This is a genomic window from Pustulibacterium marinum (assembly GCF_900116665.1).
In the GTDB taxonomy this organism is placed as follows: domain Bacteria; phylum Bacteroidota; class Bacteroidia; order Flavobacteriales; family Flavobacteriaceae; genus Pustulibacterium; species Pustulibacterium marinum.
The window spans coordinates 881,135-898,208 of sequence record NZ_FPBK01000001.1 but is presented as its reverse complement, the minus strand read 5'-3'; the positions used below and the strand labels follow the sequence as shown (position 1 = coordinate 898,208).

Sequence of the window (17,074 nt, the reverse complement as noted above, 5' to 3'; positions counted from 1 at the left end):
ATTATGAGAAGTTTTATATCCTATTTAAGAGTCATTGTAATTGTCGCTTTGGTAGCTGCTGCAGCAGAATATTTCATAGATTCTGGTGATCAACCTGCATTTTTAACCTATCCTGAAGTTCCTATTTTTATAGGATTGTTCACTATCGGATTAATTGGTTTAGAAGTAATTGTAGGTACTATGCAAGCAATTACAAACGCCATAATGACCGAAGAGCGCAAAAAGGAACTTGCAGAACAAAAAGCACTTGCAAGAGAAAATGCTTGGTACCGTAAATTATACACAAAACTACTAGATCAAAAACCTATAGAAGAAGAAGGTGAAATTATTTTAACACATGATTATGACGGCATCAAAGAACTAGATAACAATTTACCTCCATGGTGGATTGGTCTTTTCTATGTCACTATTGTAATTGGTTTTATCTACATGGCTAGATTTCATATTTTCGGAGCCGATCTTCAGGCAGCAGAATATGAAAAAGATGTTGCAGAAGCACAAATCGCTATCGAAAAATATAAACTTACGGCTAAAGACTTGGTAGATGAAAACACTGTAACATTACTTACAGAAGCTACCGATCTTACGAAAGGTCAAAATATTTTCAACGCTAACTGCGTGGCTTGTCATGCACCAGATGGTGGTGGAGGAATTGGACCAAACCTAACGGACAATCACTGGATTTTAGGCGGCGGAATCAAAAATGTATTCCATACTATTTCAGAAGGTGGTAGAGATGGTAAAGGTATGGTTGCTTGGAAACAAACACTAAAACCATCCGAAAGACAACAAGTAGCAAGTTACGTGATCAGTTTATACGGTACTACGCCAGCAAACCCTAAAGAACCACAAGGAGATATCATTTGGGCTCCAGAAGGTGCTGATAAGGCTGCTGAAGCTACTTCAGAAGAAACATCTGAAACAAACACTGAAACAGAAACCATGGAGGCAGATGCTGCAGCCATGAACTAAAAACAAACTGTTGTGAAAACTACAGACAAGGAAAAGTTCAGAGATTCCATAGGAACCATCAATGAGGAAGGCAAACGCTCTTGGGTATACCCTAAAAAACCGAGCGGCGCTTATTACGATAAGCGAAAAATTGTTAGCTATATTCTTTTGGCTTTCCTCATTGCGGCTCCTTTTGTAAAAATAAACGGAAACCAGTTCTTACTTTTTAATGTACTGGAACGAAGGTTTAATATTTTCGGATTTCCTTTTTGGCCGCAAGACTTCTATTTGTTTGTAATATCCATGATCGTAGGAGTTGTTTTCATCACACTGTTCACCGTTGTTTTTGGTAGAATCTTCTGCGGTTGGATTTGTCCTCAAACCATTTTTATGGAAATGGTGTTTAGACGAATTGAATATTGGATTGAAGGAGATCGCGGTGCACAAATGCGTTTAGACAAACAAGCTTGGAACGCTGAAAAGATAAGAAAGAGAGTAATTAAATGGTGTATCTTTTTCATCATCTCGTTTATCATTGCCAATGTTTTCTTAGCCTATTTAATAGGTAGCGACGTTCTTTTACAATACATCACAGATGGGCCAACGACACACGTAAGCACGCTTATTTCTTTACTAATCTTCACCGGAGTTTTTTACTTTGTTTTTAGTTGGTTTAGAGAACAAGTATGCATCATTGCTTGTCCTTACGGTAGATTGCAAGGTGTCCTTTTAGATAACAAATCAATCATTGTTGCCTATGACCATAAACGTGGCGAAGCTGAAAATGGTCGAAAAAAGTTCAGAAAAAATGAAGACAGAAAAGCGCTTGGTTTCGGAGATTGTATCGACTGTAATCAATGTGTAACGGTTTGCCCTACAGGGATTGATATTAGAAATGGAACACAATTAGAGTGTGTAAACTGTACTGCTTGTATTGATGAGTGTAACACCATCATGGAAAAAGTGAATCTTCCTAAAGGACTAATTCGTTATGCAAGTGAAGATGAAATTTCAAAAAAAGAGAAGTTCAAATTCACTGCCAGAATGAAAGGTTACTCCACAGTACTTGGAATTTTAACCGCGGTTCTTATCGGATTATTATTCTTAAGAAATGATGTAGAAGCAACTGTTTTAAGATTACCAGGACAACTGTATCAACATGTAGATGAGGAAACCATCAGCAATGTCTTTACATATAAAATTATAAATAAAACCACTGAAGAAATTGGTCATGTAACCTTTCAATTAATGGGTAAAGATGGAGTTATCAAACTAGTTTCTAAAGATGAAATCACCGTCCCAAAACAAGGTTTAGCAGAAGGAACGCTGTTTATTGAACTAGACGAAGCCTTTTTAGATGGTGATAAAACAAAACTACAACTTGGTGTGTATAGTGAAGGAAAATTAATAGAAACCTGCACTACCAATTTTATGGGGCCACGAAGTTTTAGATAGCATTTATGTTGTTAGTTGATTGTTGGTAGCTAGCTATTTCAACCTAGCCACACAAGCCTAAAAATGGTTACTTCCGGCAATCAGTTAACGCATGTAAAAACTCAATTTCATCGGGCAAAAAATCTGAGTTTATTCAATAATAAGTCTTGAAGAGCAACAAGACAGAGCCCATAACTTTATGTGAATTTTAAAATTTGTTAGGTATGAAAATTAAATTGAATTGGGGATTTGGCGTGGTTGTCGCTTTTGTAGCGTTCATTTCATTCATTATGTACTTCATAGTGAATATGACCACCAACAAAAAATATGATTATGATTTGGTAACCGAAGATTACTATAAAGAAGAACTTGCTTACCAAAAAGAGATCAATAAAGAAAAAGTTACCAATATGCTGGGCATGCAGGTATTGGCAGAAAAAACAACAGATGGTTTAAAAATTCAATTTCCCCCTTTGTTAAATCCGAAAGAGATTTCGGGTACAATGTTCCTTTATAGACCGTCCGATAAGCAGCAGGATTTTGAAATTCCTATTTCACTATCTGATTCACATTTGCTCATACCTAACAATCGCTTAAAGGACGGTCGGTGGAACATTCAAATTGAATGGAGCTATAATGGTCAAGAGTTTTTGACCAAAAAACAACTTGTTTTCTAGCATGTTTGCCTCAGCTTTCATATTAGGCCTTTTAGGAAGTTTTCACTGTGTTGGCATGTGCGGCCCCATAGCTTTTATGTTACCGCTAGACCGAGATAAACCATTGAAAAAGTTCTTTCAGATTCTAAGTTACCATTTCGGTAGATTTACAAGCTACGCAAGTGTAGGAGCCATTTTTGGTATTCTAGGCACCGGATTTTATCTCAGTGGATACCAACAGCAACTATCTATTGCAGTAGGAATTCTTATGATCATTGCGGTTGTTTTACCAACTAAAACATTACAAAAAACAGGCATTACAAAACCTATATTCAAAGCCATAAGTAACGTAAAATCTGCACTTGGAAAACAATTCAAAAAAAGAAGTTTTTCTTCCCTTTTTTCGATTGGATTTCTGAATGGATTATTACCATGCGGTTTGGTATATATGGCCATTTTTGGAGCATTGGCTTTGGGAAAACCAATAGAAAGTGCTTTGTATATGATTGCTTTTGGACTAGGAACTTTACCTCTAATGAGTGCAGCTGCTTATTTAGGTAATTTTCTAACCATAGCAACAAGACAACGAATTCAAAAACTAGTACCCGTTTTTGTTGCCATTATAGGTGTATTTTTTATCCTAAGAGGATTAGGTTTAGGAATACCTTATGTTTCACCATCTAACATGAGCTTAATGGTGAAAGCGCAACCAAACTGTCATTAACAAATATTTCAAATGCCTTTAAAAAAAGGGAATGCAATCTGTTGAGTGCATTCCCTTTTTTGTTTTACTATTATTAATAATGACTTACATATTTCTACGGTACTGCCCTCCTACTTCAAACAATGCCGAAGTAATTTGCCCTAACGAACAATACTTGGTGGCTTCCATTAACTCTTCAAAAATATTTTGATTTTGAATGGCTGCTTGCTGAATTTTTGCAATACCTTCTTCTGCTTTACCCGCAAAAGATTGATGCAAGTTTTCTAAAGTTTTAATCTGATTTTTCTTCTCTTCTTCCGTTGCACGAATTACTTCTGCCGGAATTACCGTTGGCGAACCTTTACTACTTAAAAACGTGTTTACACCAATTATAGGGAAACTTCCGTTGTGTTTTAAGGTTTCGTAATACAAAGATTCTTCTTGTATTTTAGAACGCTGGTACATGGTTTCCATTGCTCCTAAAACACCTCCACGCTCGGTAATTCTGTCAAACTCTGTTAATACGGCCTCTTCAACCAAATCGGTCAATTCTTCAATAATGAACGAACCTTGAATTGGGTTTTCATTCTTCGCCAACCCTAATTCTCTGTTGATGATGAGCTGAATTGCCATTGCTCTACGTACCGACTCTTCTGTTGGCGTGGTAATCGCTTCGTCATATGCGTTGGTGTGTAACGAATTACAGTTGTCGTAAATAGCGTACAAGGCTTGTAACGTGGTTCTGATATCGTTGAAATCAATTTCTTGAGCATGTAACGAACGACCTGAAGTCTGAATGTGATATTTCAGCATTTGTGCTCTTGGGTTCGCACCGTATTTCTGCTTCAAGGCTTTTGCCCAAATTCTTCTAGCCACACGACCAATCACTGCATATTCTGGATCGATTCCGTTTGAGAAAAAGAATGATAAATTAGGTCCGAAGGCATTGATATCCATACCACGACTCAAGTAATACTCTACGTATGTGAATCCGTTGGCCAAAGTAAACGCCAATTGCGTTATTGGGTTTGCTCCAGCTTCCGCAATGTGATACCCAGAAATAGAAACTGAATAGAAGTTACGTACCAATTTCTCTATAAAATACTCTTGTACATCGCCCATCAATCGCAATGCGAATTCCGTAGAGAAAATACAGGTATTCTGTGCTTGATCTTCTTTTAAAATATCTGCCTGAACCGTTCCACGTACTTGGGCTAAGGTTTCAGTTTTGATTTTGCTATAGACATCCGCAGGTAAAATTTGATCTCCGGTAACTCCTAATAACAACAATCCTAAACCGTCATTTCCTTCTGGTAACTCTCCTTTGTACGATGGTCTTGCCAAACCTTTGTCGTCGTACAATGCTTTTAGTTTTGCTTCAACTTCAGCTTCCAGACCATTCTCTTTGATGTATTTTTCACAGTTTTGATCGATAGCTGCATTCATGAAAAAGCCTAATAACATAGGAGCCGGACCATTAATCGTCATAGAAACCGAAGTGGTTGGATGACTCAAATCGAAGCCGGAATACAACTTTTTAGCATCGTCTAAACAACAAATGGAAACGCCGGCATTACCAATTTTACCGTAAATATCCGGGCGGTAATCAGGATCGTTTCCGTACAAGGTAACCGAATCAAAAGCAGTGGACAATCGCTTGGCTGGCATACCTAAGCTCACGTAATGAAAACGACGGTTGGTACGCTCTGGTCCACCTTCACCGGCAAACATACGCGTTGGGTCTTCCCCTTCTCTTTTGAACGGATATAAACCAGCGGTATACGGGAATTCACCCGGAACATTTTCTTGCAACACCCATTTTAAAATATCGCCCCAAGCCTGATACTTTGGCAACGCTACCTTTGGTATTTGTGAATGCGAAAGCGATTCGGTATGTGTTTTTATTTCAATCACTCTGTCACGAACTTTAAAGCTGTAGACAGGATTTTTATATTTATTTACTTTTTCGTCCCAAGTTACAATGACTTCCCAATTGTAAGGATCTAGGTTCATTTTCACCTTATTGAATTCGGCAACTAAAAGCTGTAAAAACTGTTGGTTTGAATCGTTGGCATAACTTAGGATTTTTTCTTCATCTAAGCTACTTGTCAATAATAATGATTGCTCAATTGTTTCTGAATTAATGTTTGCAACCGAACAAATCGTTTTGAAAATTCCGTATAACTTTTGAGCAACTTCAGCTTGTGTTTTCGCCGTAGCATCATACGAACGATTGTTTTCTGAAATCTCAGACAAATAACGCGTACGATTTGGCGGAATCACGAAAATCTTTTCACTCATCTCCTTAGAGATCTCAAAGGTAGAATGCAACTCGCTTGTCGTCTTTTCTGCAATGGTATCCATGATTGCTTTGTAAAGCGAATTGGTTCCCGGATCGTTAAATTGAGAAGCAATCGTACCAAAAATTGGCATATCGTTTACATCGGCTTCCCATAAATTATGATTGCGCTGGTATTGCTTTTTCACATCACGCAACGCATCTAAAGCACCACGTTTATCGAATTTATTGATAGAAACCAAATCAGCAAAATCAAGCATATCAATTTTTTCCAATTGTGTTGCCGCACCAAATTCTGGGGTCATCACATATAAAGAAACATCAGAATGATCCAAAATCTCGGTATCACTTTGACCAATTCCCGAAGTTTCCAGAATGATCAAATCATATTTCGCTGCTTTCAACACCTCAACCGCTTCAGCTACATATTTAGACAATGCTAAATTAGATTGTCGAGTAGCCAACGAACGCATGTACACTCTAGGATTATTGATTGCGTTCATTCGAATTCTATCTCCTAAAAGCGCACCACCCGTTTTACGTTTAGACGGGTCTACAGAAATAATTCCGATGGTTTTTTCAGGGAAATCAATTAAAAAACGACGCACTAACTCATCTACCAACGAAGATTTACCAGCTCCGCCCGTTCCTGTGATTCCTAAAACCGGAATTTTATCCCCCTTCAATTCCCCCAAAGGGTGAAAGCTTTCTATAAATTTATCATGAAAATTTTCTGCAAAAGAGATCAATCTCGCAATACAATTTACATTCTTCTCAACTAAAGCAGTTCCAATTTCCTTCCCTTTGGGAAGGGTTAGGGATGGGCTAGGATAATCAGACAATTCCACCAAATCATTGATCATACCTTGCAAACCAAGTTCGCGACCATCATCTGGCGAATAAATGCGCGTGATACCATAGTCTTGCAATTCTTTAATTTCTTCAGGAAGAATTACACCACCGCCACCACCAAAAATTTTGATGTGTCCGGCTCCTTTTTCCTGAAGCAAATCGTACATATATTTAAAATACTCGGTATGTCCGCCCTGATAAGACGTCATGGCAATAGCATTGGCATCTTCTTGAATGGCAGTATTTACTACTTCTTCTACACTACGGTCGTGACCAAGATGTATTACCTCTACACCAGTAGATTGAATAATACGACGCATGATATTGATAGCTGCATCATGACCATCAAAAAGTGATGCTGCGGTTACTATTCTAACTTTATATTTGGGCTTATAGATATTTGGTTGCTTCATTTTTAATAATGTATGCATTTATGTGTCGCAATTTACGGAAAAACCAAAAAACAACACACTTATTTACACTTCGTTCAAAATTATTTTCGGTTTGAAAAAAACTTTTTCAAAAAATGTAACTTTAACTTCTTAATCATTTTTTAGATGGAAAAAGTAATGTTACTGATTCATTGCAAAGATGCAACGGGAATCATAGCGGCGGTGACTAATTTTATTTACCAACAAAAGGGAAATATTGTTTACATAGATCAACACGTAGACAGCGAAAACGGAACTTTCTTTATGCGACTGGAAAGTGTTTTTGAGCACACATCCTTTGCTTACAGTACTTTCAAAAAGGAATTTTCTGAAGCTATTGCTGGAACTTATGAAATGGAATGGCAACTATTTCCATCTGATTACAAACCAAAAATGGCTGTGTTTGTTAGCAAATACGATCATTGTTTATACGATATTTTAAGCAGGTACAATGCTGGTGAATGGGAAGTTGAAATTCCGCTAATCATCAGTAATCATCCTGATTTAGCAACAGCAGCGAAGAATTTTGGAATTCCGTATTATCACATTCCTGTAACTAAAGAAACCAAGGGTGAAGCAGAAGCCCTTCAAATTGAATTACTTCAAAAATTTGAAATCGACTTTATAGTTTTGGCAAGGTATATGCAAATTGTATCGGAAAAAATTATTGATTTGTATCCAAACAGGATTATCAATATTCATCATTCCTTTTTACCAGCTTTTGTGGGTGCTAAACCGTATCATTCAGCTTACAAAAGAGGTGTAAAGATTATTGGAGCTACCAGTCATTATGTAACCGAAGAACTCGATGCCGGCCCCATTATTGAACAAGATGTTGCCAGAGTTACGCACACGCACGACATCAAAGATCTGGTCATGAAAGGGAAAGATCTGGAAAAAATTGTACTTTCTAGAGCCATCAAGCTACATATAGAACGAAAAACGATAGTTTACAATAATAAAACAATCATTTTTAGTTAACTATTATCATGTTAAAATAAATGTAATATAAGAAATTTTCCTATGAAAAAAGTAGAGAAGGCTTTTACTTTGAATTCTCAACCGATAAATATAAAATCATGAAGAAATTATACACAACCCTAGTAATCACGGCAATCACAGCAGTAAGCTATCAAGCAAATGCTCAAATAAATGTAGGATCTGTACTCACTAAAGCAAGCGAAGTTGTTTCAGGTTCTGACATAGACTTGTCCAATGCAGACATCGCTGCTGGACTTAGAGAAGCCTTAGATAAAGGAATTGATGAGCAAGTTGAAAAATTAACCGCTGAAAACGGATTTTATAAAAATGAATTGGTAAAGATTGTGGTTCCGGAAGAATTACAGAAAGTTGATAAAGCTTTGCGAGCCGCTGGTTTTGGTGACCTAGCAGACAAAGGAATATTGGCAATGAACAGAGCTGCTGAAGATGCCGTAAAAGAAGCTACCCCTATTTTTGTAAATGCTGTAAGCGAAATTACGTTTGACGATGCCAAAAATATTCTCATGGGTGCAGATGACGCGGCGACAACTTATTTACAAGGTAAAACTACCACTCCTTTGTATGAGAAATTTTCTCCTGTTATTGAAACTTCATTTTCCAAAGTTGGAGCTGATAAAATTTGGGAAGCCATCATAACTAAATACAATAAATTACCATTTACAAAAGACGTGAATCCAGATATTACAGATTATGTAACGCTAAAAGCATTAGACGGCGTTTTCACTATGATAGCTGTTGAAGAAAAAGAAATTAGAACAGATATTTCTTCAAGAACTACAGACCTTCTACAACAAGTATTTGGAGCTCAGGATTAAAACTATTTCTTAAATATTTGAAAAAGCGCTTATGTAAGCGCTTTTTTTTATCTAGTTTCGAAATAAAATATGCTTAATCATGAAAAAACTTCTTATTTCCTTCTGTATCATTTGCTCACTTGTTAGCTGCGCAGAACTTCAAAAAGCCGTAAATAATTTACCCAATAGTGTAATTACCAATGCAGATATTGCAAACGCTTTGAAACAGGCCTTGGATAAAGGAATTGATAAAGAAGTAACTAAATTGACAGAAACAGATGGTTTCTATAAAAATCAATTAGTAAAGATTACACTACCGGCAGAACTTCAAAAAGTAGATGAAGGATTGCGCAAAGTTGGTCTAGGAAATTTAGCTGATGAAGGTTTGAAATTACTCAATAGAGCAGCTGAAGATGCCGTAAAAGAAGCTACTCCAATATTCGTGAATGCCGTACAAGAAATCACTTTTGCTGATGCTAAAAATATTTTACTAGGCGATGACAATGCTGCCACAAACTACTTGGAACAAAAAACAACTACAGCACTTTATAATAAGTTTTCACCTGTAATCAATAATTCATTGTCCAAAGTTGGAGCAACAGAAATATGGAGTAATTTAATTTCAAAATACAACAGTTTACCACTTACCAACGACGTAAATCCAGATTTAACAGATTATGTAACCAACAAAGCATTAGACGGGGTTTTTACCATGATAGCCGTAGAAGAAAAAGAAATACGAACCAATATAAATGAGAGAACAACTACATTACTTCAAAAAGTATTTGCTATGCAAGACTAATATAATTGAACTTTAGTTTATGAAGAGCTAACGTTAAATTAACTTTATAACGGATTAATAGTAAGACATTTGCACCGTTCCCGTTAAGGAATAGTATAGTTGGAAGAAAATATTTGAATTAGCATTAAAGACCAATTTTGATCAGTTGGTCTTTTTTGTGTTTTAACGCGAAACCACACTATTGTAAAAAGAAGACTGAACATAACGATCGCGCTGTTCTATTTCTCTAAAATACTCTAAAACCGTTTCGTTATACACATCTTTTTTATCAATATTTACTCCATGTCCACTACGTTGAATAATCTTTAAAGTGGCAGATTTATTGGCCTTTACAAACTTCTTTACATAGGGTAAAAAAATATAATCTTGATTGCCACTTATGAAAAGAACCTCAGAACGTAATCCTATCAAATTAAAAAAGTGCATCAACGCAAAATTCTCTTTTGCTAAACGTAACCAAAGTTTATACGAATCTTTAGATATATTGTGAAGATTGGCAAAGAAATGCTCTCTGGTTGGTTTATTACAAGGCATTGGCGTACTCGTTACCATAGTTACAGCATACAAAATTCTATGTGGAATGAATCTTTGCAAAAATATATTTAGATACAACAACATCGATATCATTAAATTGAAATGTAGAATTGCAGAAGTCATGATAACACCGTTCATTCTATCGGGAATATCTTCTAAAAGCTGTCTTATAATTATATTTCCCAAGGATGTTCCTACGAAATGAGATTGATCAATTCTTTCCATATCCAAAACATTCACAACTTCCGAGGCTACATATTCAAATGTAAAGTTTGAACTTGTTGTTTTTTCAATCTCTTCAGACGTAAAACCTTTGAAATCTAATACCAACACATTGTAATACTTTCTGAAAAAATCTATTTGAAATGACCAAACACTAGCATCTGCACTTGCTCCATGAACAAATGTAAGCCACTGCTTTGTGGTTTCGTTTCTATATGTAGTATATGTTAACAATCTAGGTGACTAATGCTCAAATATAGTCATAAATATGACATACAACCTATAAATCAACACCTTAACGACAAATACATTTGCTAAATCATTTTATCAACCGTGTTCCAAACCAGGAAAATAATTCGCCATCAATGAGTTCTATCTTTGAATCTTTAAAGAATTCCGTTAATTGTTGGACATGTTTTTTCTGAAAGGGATAAGGTTCAGACGAAAGAAGTATACATTCCGGTGGATTGGTTTGAAATGCATCTAGCACAATTTGAGGATATCTATTTTCTTGTATTACATTTTGATACCCTAAAAGCTGCATCATTTCATTGATATACGTATCATTTCCTGCAACCATCCATGGATCTTTCCAAATAAAATACAATGCCGACTTAGGCTTTTCTGAATCTGAAATAGTTTTAAGCTTTTCTATTTTTGAATTGATTTGCGCTAGCAATTTATCAGCCTGAAAAACTTTATCAAACAAAATTCCGTATTGCTTAAAAAGGAGCTGAGCTTCAGAAATTGAAGCAACTTCCGAAACATGCACAGGCGCTATTTGTTGAAGTTCAGCAACCATTTCGGCTGTGTTTTCTTCTTTATTGCACAGAATTACATCCGGTTGCAAAGCGATGATTTTTTCAAAATTCACCTGTTTGGTACCGCCAACAACGGTTTTGTTTTTTCTAATATTTGCTGGATGAATGCAGAATTTGGTAACCCCAACAATTGAGTCGGCCAAACCTAAATCTACCAAAAGTTCCGTTTGACTTGGTACTAAAGAAACAATGCGGCTGGGAACCTTATTAAAACTAAGTTTGTTCCCAACCGCATCTGTAATTTGAATCTTCAAAAGATTTATTTTTAGAAATTGGCTTCTAAAATAGTCGCCATTTCTGTTTGTAATTTTTGCGCTTCTTCTCTTGCTTTCACAGCAAAATCTTCTCCTTTAGAAGCATAAATGATTCCGCGTGTAGAATTGATTAACAAACCTACATTTTTGCTTAATCCGTTAGCGCATACATCTTGTAAGTTTCCACCTTGCGCTCCTACTCCTGGAACCAACAAAAAGCTATCTGGAACAATCTTTCTGATTTCTGTAAAATATTCCGCTTTGGTAGCGCCAACTACATACATTAAGTTTTCGCTATTGGCATAAGTTTTCGAAGTTTCTAAAACATGCTTGTACAATTCTTTTCCTTCAAAAACTTTGGTTTGATAATCAAACGCTCCCTGATTAGAGGTCAATGCCAACAAAATGGTATGTTTGGTTTCAAACGCTAAAAAGGGCTCTACAGAATCTTTCCCCATGTAAGGCGCAACGGTAACGCTATCAAACTCCATATCTTCAAAAAAAGCGCGCGCATACATAGAAGCCGTATTCCCAATATCGCCACGTTTGGCATCGGCAATGGTAAATACTTCTGGATGATTTTCATTTAAATAGTCAATCGTCTTTTGCAAAGCTTGCCATCCTTTAATTCCGTAGGCTTCATAAAAAGCTATATTAGGTTTGTAAGCCACTGCTAAATCATGCGTAGCATCTATAATTGCTTTGTTGAATTCAAAAATAGGGTCTTCTTTTTCTAAAAAGCTTTCAGGAATTTTATTCAGATCAATATCCAATCCTACACATAAAAAGGATTTCTTTTTAAAAATTTCTGAAGTAAGTTGTGCCGTTGTCATTGGGTTAGGTTATTAATAAAGCCTCTAAAGAGGCTTTATTATTTATTGTTAAAATACTTCCGATTCCTTCAGTTTCTCGGTATTCGCTACCAACTGAAGTTCGTCAATAATTTTTTGAATATTTCCGTTGATAATTCCGTCTAAATCGTACAATGTTAATCCAATTCGGTGATCGGTTACACGACCTTGCGGATAGTTATACGTTCTAATTTTAGCAGAACGGTCACCACTACTCACCTGAGAACTACGCTTTTTAGAATCTTCTTCTTGCTTCTTAGCCAACTCCATTTCGTATAACCTTGAACGCAATACTTTCATGGCTTTCTCCAGGTTTTTGTGCTGTGATTTTTCATCCTGACAACTTACAATTAAACCAGTTGGTTCGTGGTGCAATTTAATGGCAGAATAGGTGGTGTTTACCGACTGACCACCAGGACCTGTAGAAGTAGTACGCTCAATACGTACATCTTTCATATCTAACTGAACATCAAACTCTTCTGCTTCTGGTAAAACCATTACGGTTGCTGCCGATGTATGCACACGTCCCTGAGTTTCGGTTTGTGGTACACGTTGTACACGGTGAACACCCGCTTCAAACTTCAACGTTCCGTACACATCTTCACCGTTTACTTCAAAGATAATCTCTTTAAAACCACCGGAAGTTCCTTCGTTAAAAGAAACTGTAGATGTTTTCCAGCCTTTACCTTCCACGTATTTAGTGTACATTCTGTACAAATCTCCAGCAAAAATACTAGCTTCATCTCCACCAGTACCAGCACGGATTTCCACCATTACGTTTTTAGCATCTTCCGGATCTTTTGGAATCAACATGAATTTGATTTCCTCTTCTAATTGAGGTAATTTTTCTTTTGCTTCGTCTAATTCCATTTTTGCCATTTCCACCATTTCGGCATCGCTACCGTCTTCAATGATTTCTTCGGCTTCCTGAATATTCGAAGTTAATAAGATATATTCTTCACGCTTATCAACAAGCTCTTTTAAATCTTTATATTCTTTATTTAACTGTACATAACGTTTCTGGTCTGCAATCACATCCGGTTGGATGATCAAATCAGACACTTCATCAAAACGTTGCTTTACGTATCCTAATCTTTCTAACATAGATAATCCTCTGATTAAAGTGCAAAATTACAAAAAATTAATATAAATCTCTTGGTTAGATTTTTCACCAATGACTATCAAAATTAACCAGAAGCAAACATTTGTCATTTTTCATTTTTTTTAGCTTCCTTTTACGATTTAGTTAATTGATAAAGGTCGAGAACATTTGTAAATTTGATAGTAAACAATCAGGTTTCTAGCGTTTATGAAAAGAAAATCAGTTAAAAAGATTGAGCATGCAATTTCTCAAATTGATGCAATCATCAAACAATGTAAAATTGAAGAAGAAAACTACAGGCCGTATTTAAAAAACCTCAATGCTGAGTATAAATCCAGTGCTAAAAATCTGATTCATTACCTAGTCTTCAGAAATTACCATTCTGGAGAGCTTCAAACTTTTCTATTCAAAAACGGATTTAGTGGTTTAAAAAATGCCGAAGGTCATATCATGGCCAATCTTTTAGCTTCTAGAGATCACCTTTCAAAACATGTTAATCAAACTACGCCAGACATCAAAATACCAGCTTTATCTATAAAAAAGAGTGAGAAATTATTAAAAAGACGTACCGAAGAACTTTTAGGAGAAAAAAGCAAGAAAAGAAATGTTCGAATTATGGTGACGCAACCAAGTATAGCGGCTAATAATGCCGATCTTATTGAAAATATGATGAAAGAGGGTATGAATACGCTTCGTATTAATTGCGCTCATGATGATGAAGAAACCTGGAGCGCCATGATACAAAACGCAAAAGATGCAATGCACAAACTTGACAAAGAGGTAACAATTTCTATGGATTTGGGCGGACCAAAAATTAGAACAGGTACTATAAAATCTGGACCAAAAGTGGTTCATCTTACTCCCGAAAGAAATGCGTTGGGCCATGTAATAAACCCTGCAATTGCTGTTCTTATCAAAGAAAATGAACTCTTCCCAGACGAAGACGAACATTATGTTCCGGTTCCCGAAGACATGATAAACGCGTTGGAAACTGATGATATCATTCGGTTTTATGACACACGTGATAAAACCCGAGAATTTAAGGTAGTTGCCAAAGAAAACAAACTTGTTTATGTGCATAGTTATGATTCCGCTTACTTGCAAACTGGAAATGAATTGTTCTTATTTAAAAAGAATATCAGTTTTAAAATTGGAGAAATACCACCACTAGAGCAATACATTCGCTTGAAAAAAGATGATGAAATTTTCATCTATAAAACAAAGAAAGATGGGATGCCAGCGCAATACGACAATGATGGAAATCTTATTAGCCCGGCTTTTATTTCGTGTACTTCAGAAGAAATATTTCAGCATGTAAAACCAAATGAACCCATAGTTTTTGATGATGGAAAAATTGAAGGAGAAATTCTAGAAAATAATGGTGAGTGTTTAAAAGTAAAAATAACCTATGCCAAAGAATCTGGTGCAAAGTTGAAGGCTGATAAAGGCATTAACTTTCCAGAAAGTAAATTAAAACTGGCTGGTTTAACTCAAAAAGATAAAAAAGATTTGGCCTTTGTTGTCAAAAATGCAGATGTAGTCAACATGTCTTTTGTAAATAGCAGTGCAGATGTTGAAGATCTTTTAGCCGAATTAGATCAATACATTAAAGGTCCTAATCTGGGAATTATTCTAAAAATTGAAACCATGAGTGGTTTTAGAAATATTGTAAAAATTCTACTCTCTGCCATGCAACATAAACCTATTGGAGTTATGATTGCACGAGGAGATTTGGCCGTAGAATGTGGTTGGGAAAATATTGGATTGGTACAAAAAGAATTACTACGCATTTGTCATGCCGCTCATATTCCTGTTGTTTGGGCTACTCAGGTTATGGAAAATTTAGCCAAAAAGGGGCTGCCTTCAAGAGCTGAAATTACCGATGCTGTTATGGCGCAACATGCCGATTGTGTAATGCTGAACAAAGGAATGTATATCACAGAAGCCATCAGTTTACTTGACACCATTCTTATCAATCTGGAAAAAACAAGAAATGATAAACGTGCATTTTTTAAACAAATTGATGGTATAGGCTAAAGTGTTATCGTTTTTTTATACATTTTAGAAAGAATCTATATATTTGGTTGACACTAAAAACCAACCAATTGAAACTTTTTAACCTTCTTTTTCTTCTAGGGGTTTTTCCTTTATTCTCGCAAGAAAGTCCTACTAGGAATAGCTTATTTATACAACCTGAAATTTTCTTGGGTAAAACAATGGAAGCAAATAGTAATTTCCCTGAAACCAATTTACAAAGTGGTTATTTCTTTGGGTTTGGGACTTACAACCACAATAATTCATCTGAATGGATCTATCGATTAAACAAACCTAAAACGGGAATTATGGCTGGAATAACACATTTTGGCAATACTGAAAAAATTGGCTTAGCATATTCAATTGTGCCTTTCACAGAGTTTTCCTTAAATAAGAGCAGAACATTTTTTGTACAATTGGGAATGGGTGCTTCTTACTTTAATACTATTTACGATAGTGTCTATAATCCATTAAATAAAGGAATAGCCACTAAAATTAATTGGTCTTTCAAATCGTTACTTTTTTATCAATTAAAAGAAACCAATCAAATAAAGTATAAAATAGGTGTAGGCTATTTTCATCATTCCAACGGACACACACGACTACCCAATCAAGGTTTAAACTCATTTTTAGTTTCGGTTGCGGCAGAAATAAAGACCAATCCAAACAAAACTTCAAAAGAAAGTAACGTACCTCATCACCAAAGAAGTACATATAATTTTATCAAAACACGATTTGGATTGGGGCAAAATGCACTTTCAGAATATTTCAATACGAAAAAAGAAGTGTATAACTTTTCTTTTTCATACGGAAAAGTAATTAACAAAACTTATAAGTTAGAAGTAGGTGCCTATTATAGAGTCTACGAGCACTACTACGATTATATCCGTAATGAAGAACAATTGATTACCGAAGAATATCAACATTTTATAAAAAATCCTTTTGGATACGCCAGCAATGTTGGCGTTTTTGGTAGTGGAGAATTGCTACTTGGCCACGTGGGAATGGAGTTTCAATTAGGCTTAAATATTTACAAACCATTTTATCCAATTGACTATAAATTAAATGGTGGATATGATTATGAATATGAAACTCCGGAAGGAACTCAAATTGCCGTTGTTTTAGGCGAATTAGACTGGTATTACGAAATTAAAAAGTCGATTTCCGCAAGGATGGGTCTTAACTACTACTTCATCAATACCAATAAAACACCGCAACATAACTTTTTTTTAGGAGCGCATATCAATGCTAATTTGGGCCAGGCGGATTTTTCTGAATTGAGTGCAGGTTATGTATATAGCTTTCATTACAAACAAAAAAACCGCTAGTAAG

General features: G+C 35.7%; 14 protein-coding genes. 9 read left to right on the top strand and 5 right to left on the bottom strand.

The genetic code is table 11. The features are described 5' to 3' along the window. The first annotated feature begins 3 nt into the window (after positions 1–3). The 4 genes from BM383_RS04020 to BM383_RS04005 all read left to right on the top strand — a co-directional run bounded on the left by BM383_RS04020 (position 4) and on the right by BM383_RS04005 (position 3,765). Entirely contained in the window at positions 4–972 is a 969-nt protein-coding gene (locus BM383_RS04020; RefSeq protein WP_093023192.1) for a cbb3-type cytochrome c oxidase N-terminal domain-containing protein, read from the top strand. A gap of 12 nt (positions 973–984) precedes the next feature. Further along, entirely contained in the window at positions 985–2,406 is a 1,422-nt protein-coding gene (gene ccoG / locus BM383_RS04015) for a cytochrome c oxidase accessory protein CcoG (protein ID WP_093023190.1), read from the top strand. A gap of 203 nt (positions 2,407–2,609) precedes the next feature. After that, positions 2,610–3,062, top strand: a complete 453-nt coding sequence (locus BM383_RS04010; RefSeq protein WP_317040057.1) for a FixH family protein — start codon at positions 2,610–2,612, stop codon at positions 3,060–3,062. 1 nt (position 3,063) lies between these two features. Next, positions 3,064–3,765 carry a sulfite exporter TauE/SafE family protein gene (locus tag BM383_RS04005; RefSeq protein ID WP_093023188.1) on the top strand — a complete coding sequence of 234 codons (702 nt, stop codon included), beginning with the start codon at positions 3,064–3,066 and terminating at the stop codon, positions 3,763–3,765. A gap of 84 nt (positions 3,766–3,849) precedes the next feature. On the opposite strand, the gene BM383_RS04000 is transcribed toward BM383_RS04005, so the two are convergent. Next, positions 3,850–7,308, bottom strand: coding sequence for a methylmalonyl-CoA mutase family protein (locus tag BM383_RS04000; protein WP_093023458.1), 3,459 nt, complete (start codon positions 7,306–7,308; stop codon positions 3,850–3,852). 144 nt (positions 7,309–7,452) lie between these two features. On the opposite strand from BM383_RS04000, the gene purU reads away from it, so the two are divergent. The 3 genes from purU to BM383_RS03985 all read left to right on the top strand — a co-directional run bounded on the left by purU (position 7,453) and on the right by BM383_RS03985 (position 9,924). Further along, positions 7,453–8,307: a formyltetrahydrofolate deformylase gene (gene purU, locus BM383_RS03995; RefSeq protein ID WP_093023186.1), complete on the top strand. Its 855-nt coding sequence runs from the start codon at positions 7,453–7,455 to the stop codon at positions 8,305–8,307. A 98-nt stretch (positions 8,308–8,405) separates the two neighbouring features. Further along, positions 8,406–9,143, top strand: a complete 738-nt coding sequence (locus BM383_RS03990) for a DUF4197 domain-containing protein (protein WP_093023184.1) — start codon at positions 8,406–8,408, stop codon at positions 9,141–9,143. A 79-nt stretch (positions 9,144–9,222) separates the two neighbouring features. After that, positions 9,223–9,924: a DUF4197 domain-containing protein gene (locus tag BM383_RS03985; protein WP_093023182.1), complete on the top strand. Its 702-nt coding sequence runs from the start codon at positions 9,223–9,225 to the stop codon at positions 9,922–9,924. A 162-nt stretch (positions 9,925–10,086) separates the two neighbouring features. On the opposite strand, the gene BM383_RS03980 is transcribed toward BM383_RS03985, so the two are convergent. The 4 genes from BM383_RS03980 to prfA all read right to left on the bottom strand — a co-directional run bounded on the left by BM383_RS03980 (position 10,087) and on the right by prfA (position 13,710). After that, positions 10,087–10,914 carry an alpha/beta fold hydrolase gene (locus BM383_RS03980; RefSeq protein WP_093023180.1) on the bottom strand — a complete coding sequence of 276 codons (828 nt, stop codon included), beginning with the start codon at positions 10,912–10,914 and terminating at the stop codon, positions 10,087–10,089. Between the two features lie 85 nt (positions 10,915–10,999). Then, positions 11,000–11,755 carry an ABC transporter substrate-binding protein gene (locus BM383_RS03975; protein ID WP_245766517.1) on the bottom strand — a complete coding sequence of 252 codons (756 nt, stop codon included), beginning with the start codon at positions 11,753–11,755 and terminating at the stop codon, positions 11,000–11,002. Between the two features lie 11 nt (positions 11,756–11,766). After that, the gene (pyrF, locus tag BM383_RS03970) at positions 11,767–12,588 is read right to left on the bottom strand and encodes an orotidine-5'-phosphate decarboxylase (RefSeq protein ID WP_093023178.1); all 822 of its coding nucleotides are present in this window, start codon (positions 12,586–12,588) and stop codon (positions 11,767–11,769) included. A 48-nt stretch (positions 12,589–12,636) separates the two neighbouring features. After that, complete coding sequence (prfA, locus tag BM383_RS03965; protein ID WP_093023176.1) at positions 12,637–13,710, bottom strand: peptide chain release factor 1; 1,074 nt, start codon at positions 13,708–13,710, stop codon at positions 12,637–12,639. 205 nt (positions 13,711–13,915) lie between these two features. Between prfA and BM383_RS03960 the strand changes: the two genes are divergently transcribed. Together BM383_RS03960 and BM383_RS03955 are read left to right on the top strand one after the other, a co-directional pair. Then, entirely contained in the window at positions 13,916–15,745 is a 1,830-nt protein-coding gene (locus BM383_RS03960) for a pyruvate kinase (RefSeq protein ID WP_093023174.1), read from the top strand. Positions 15,746–15,924: 179 nt separating this feature from the next. Next, positions 15,925–17,070: an acyloxyacyl hydrolase gene (locus BM383_RS03955; RefSeq protein WP_143106334.1), complete on the top strand. Its 1,146-nt coding sequence runs from the start codon at positions 15,925–15,927 to the stop codon at positions 17,068–17,070. The last annotated feature ends 4 nt before the right edge of the window (positions 17,071–17,074 follow it).

Coding starts and splice junctions, on each gene's coding strand:
- BM383_RS04020 (WP_093023192.1), top strand. CDS start 4: ATGAGAAGTTTTATATCCTATTTAAGAGTCATTGTAATTGTCGCTTTG.
- BM383_RS04010 (WP_317040057.1), top strand. CDS start 2,610: ATGAAAATTAAATTGAATTGGGGATTTGGCGTGGTTGTCGCTTTTGTA.
- BM383_RS04005 (WP_093023188.1), top strand. CDS start 3,064: ATGTTTGCCTCAGCTTTCATATTAGGCCTTTTAGGAAGTTTTCACTGT.
- BM383_RS04000 (WP_093023458.1), bottom strand. CDS start 7,308: ATGAAGCAACCAAATATCTATAAGCCCAAATATAAAGTTAGAATAGTA.
- purU (WP_093023186.1), top strand. CDS start 7,453: ATGGAAAAAGTAATGTTACTGATTCATTGCAAAGATGCAACGGGAATC.
- BM383_RS03990 (WP_093023184.1), top strand. CDS start 8,406: ATGAAGAAATTATACACAACCCTAGTAATCACGGCAATCACAGCAGTA.
- BM383_RS03985 (WP_093023182.1), top strand. CDS start 9,223: ATGAAAAAACTTCTTATTTCCTTCTGTATCATTTGCTCACTTGTTAGC.
- pyrF (WP_093023178.1), bottom strand. CDS start 12,588: ATGACAACGGCACAACTTACTTCAGAAATTTTTAAAAAGAAATCCTTT.
- prfA (WP_093023176.1), bottom strand. CDS start 13,710: ATGTTAGAAAGATTAGGATACGTAAAGCAACGTTTTGATGAAGTGTCT.
- BM383_RS03960 (WP_093023174.1), top strand. CDS start 13,916: ATGAAAAGAAAATCAGTTAAAAAGATTGAGCATGCAATTTCTCAAATT.
- BM383_RS03955 (WP_143106334.1), top strand. CDS start 15,925: ATGGAAGCAAATAGTAATTTCCCTGAAACCAATTTACAAAGTGGTTAT.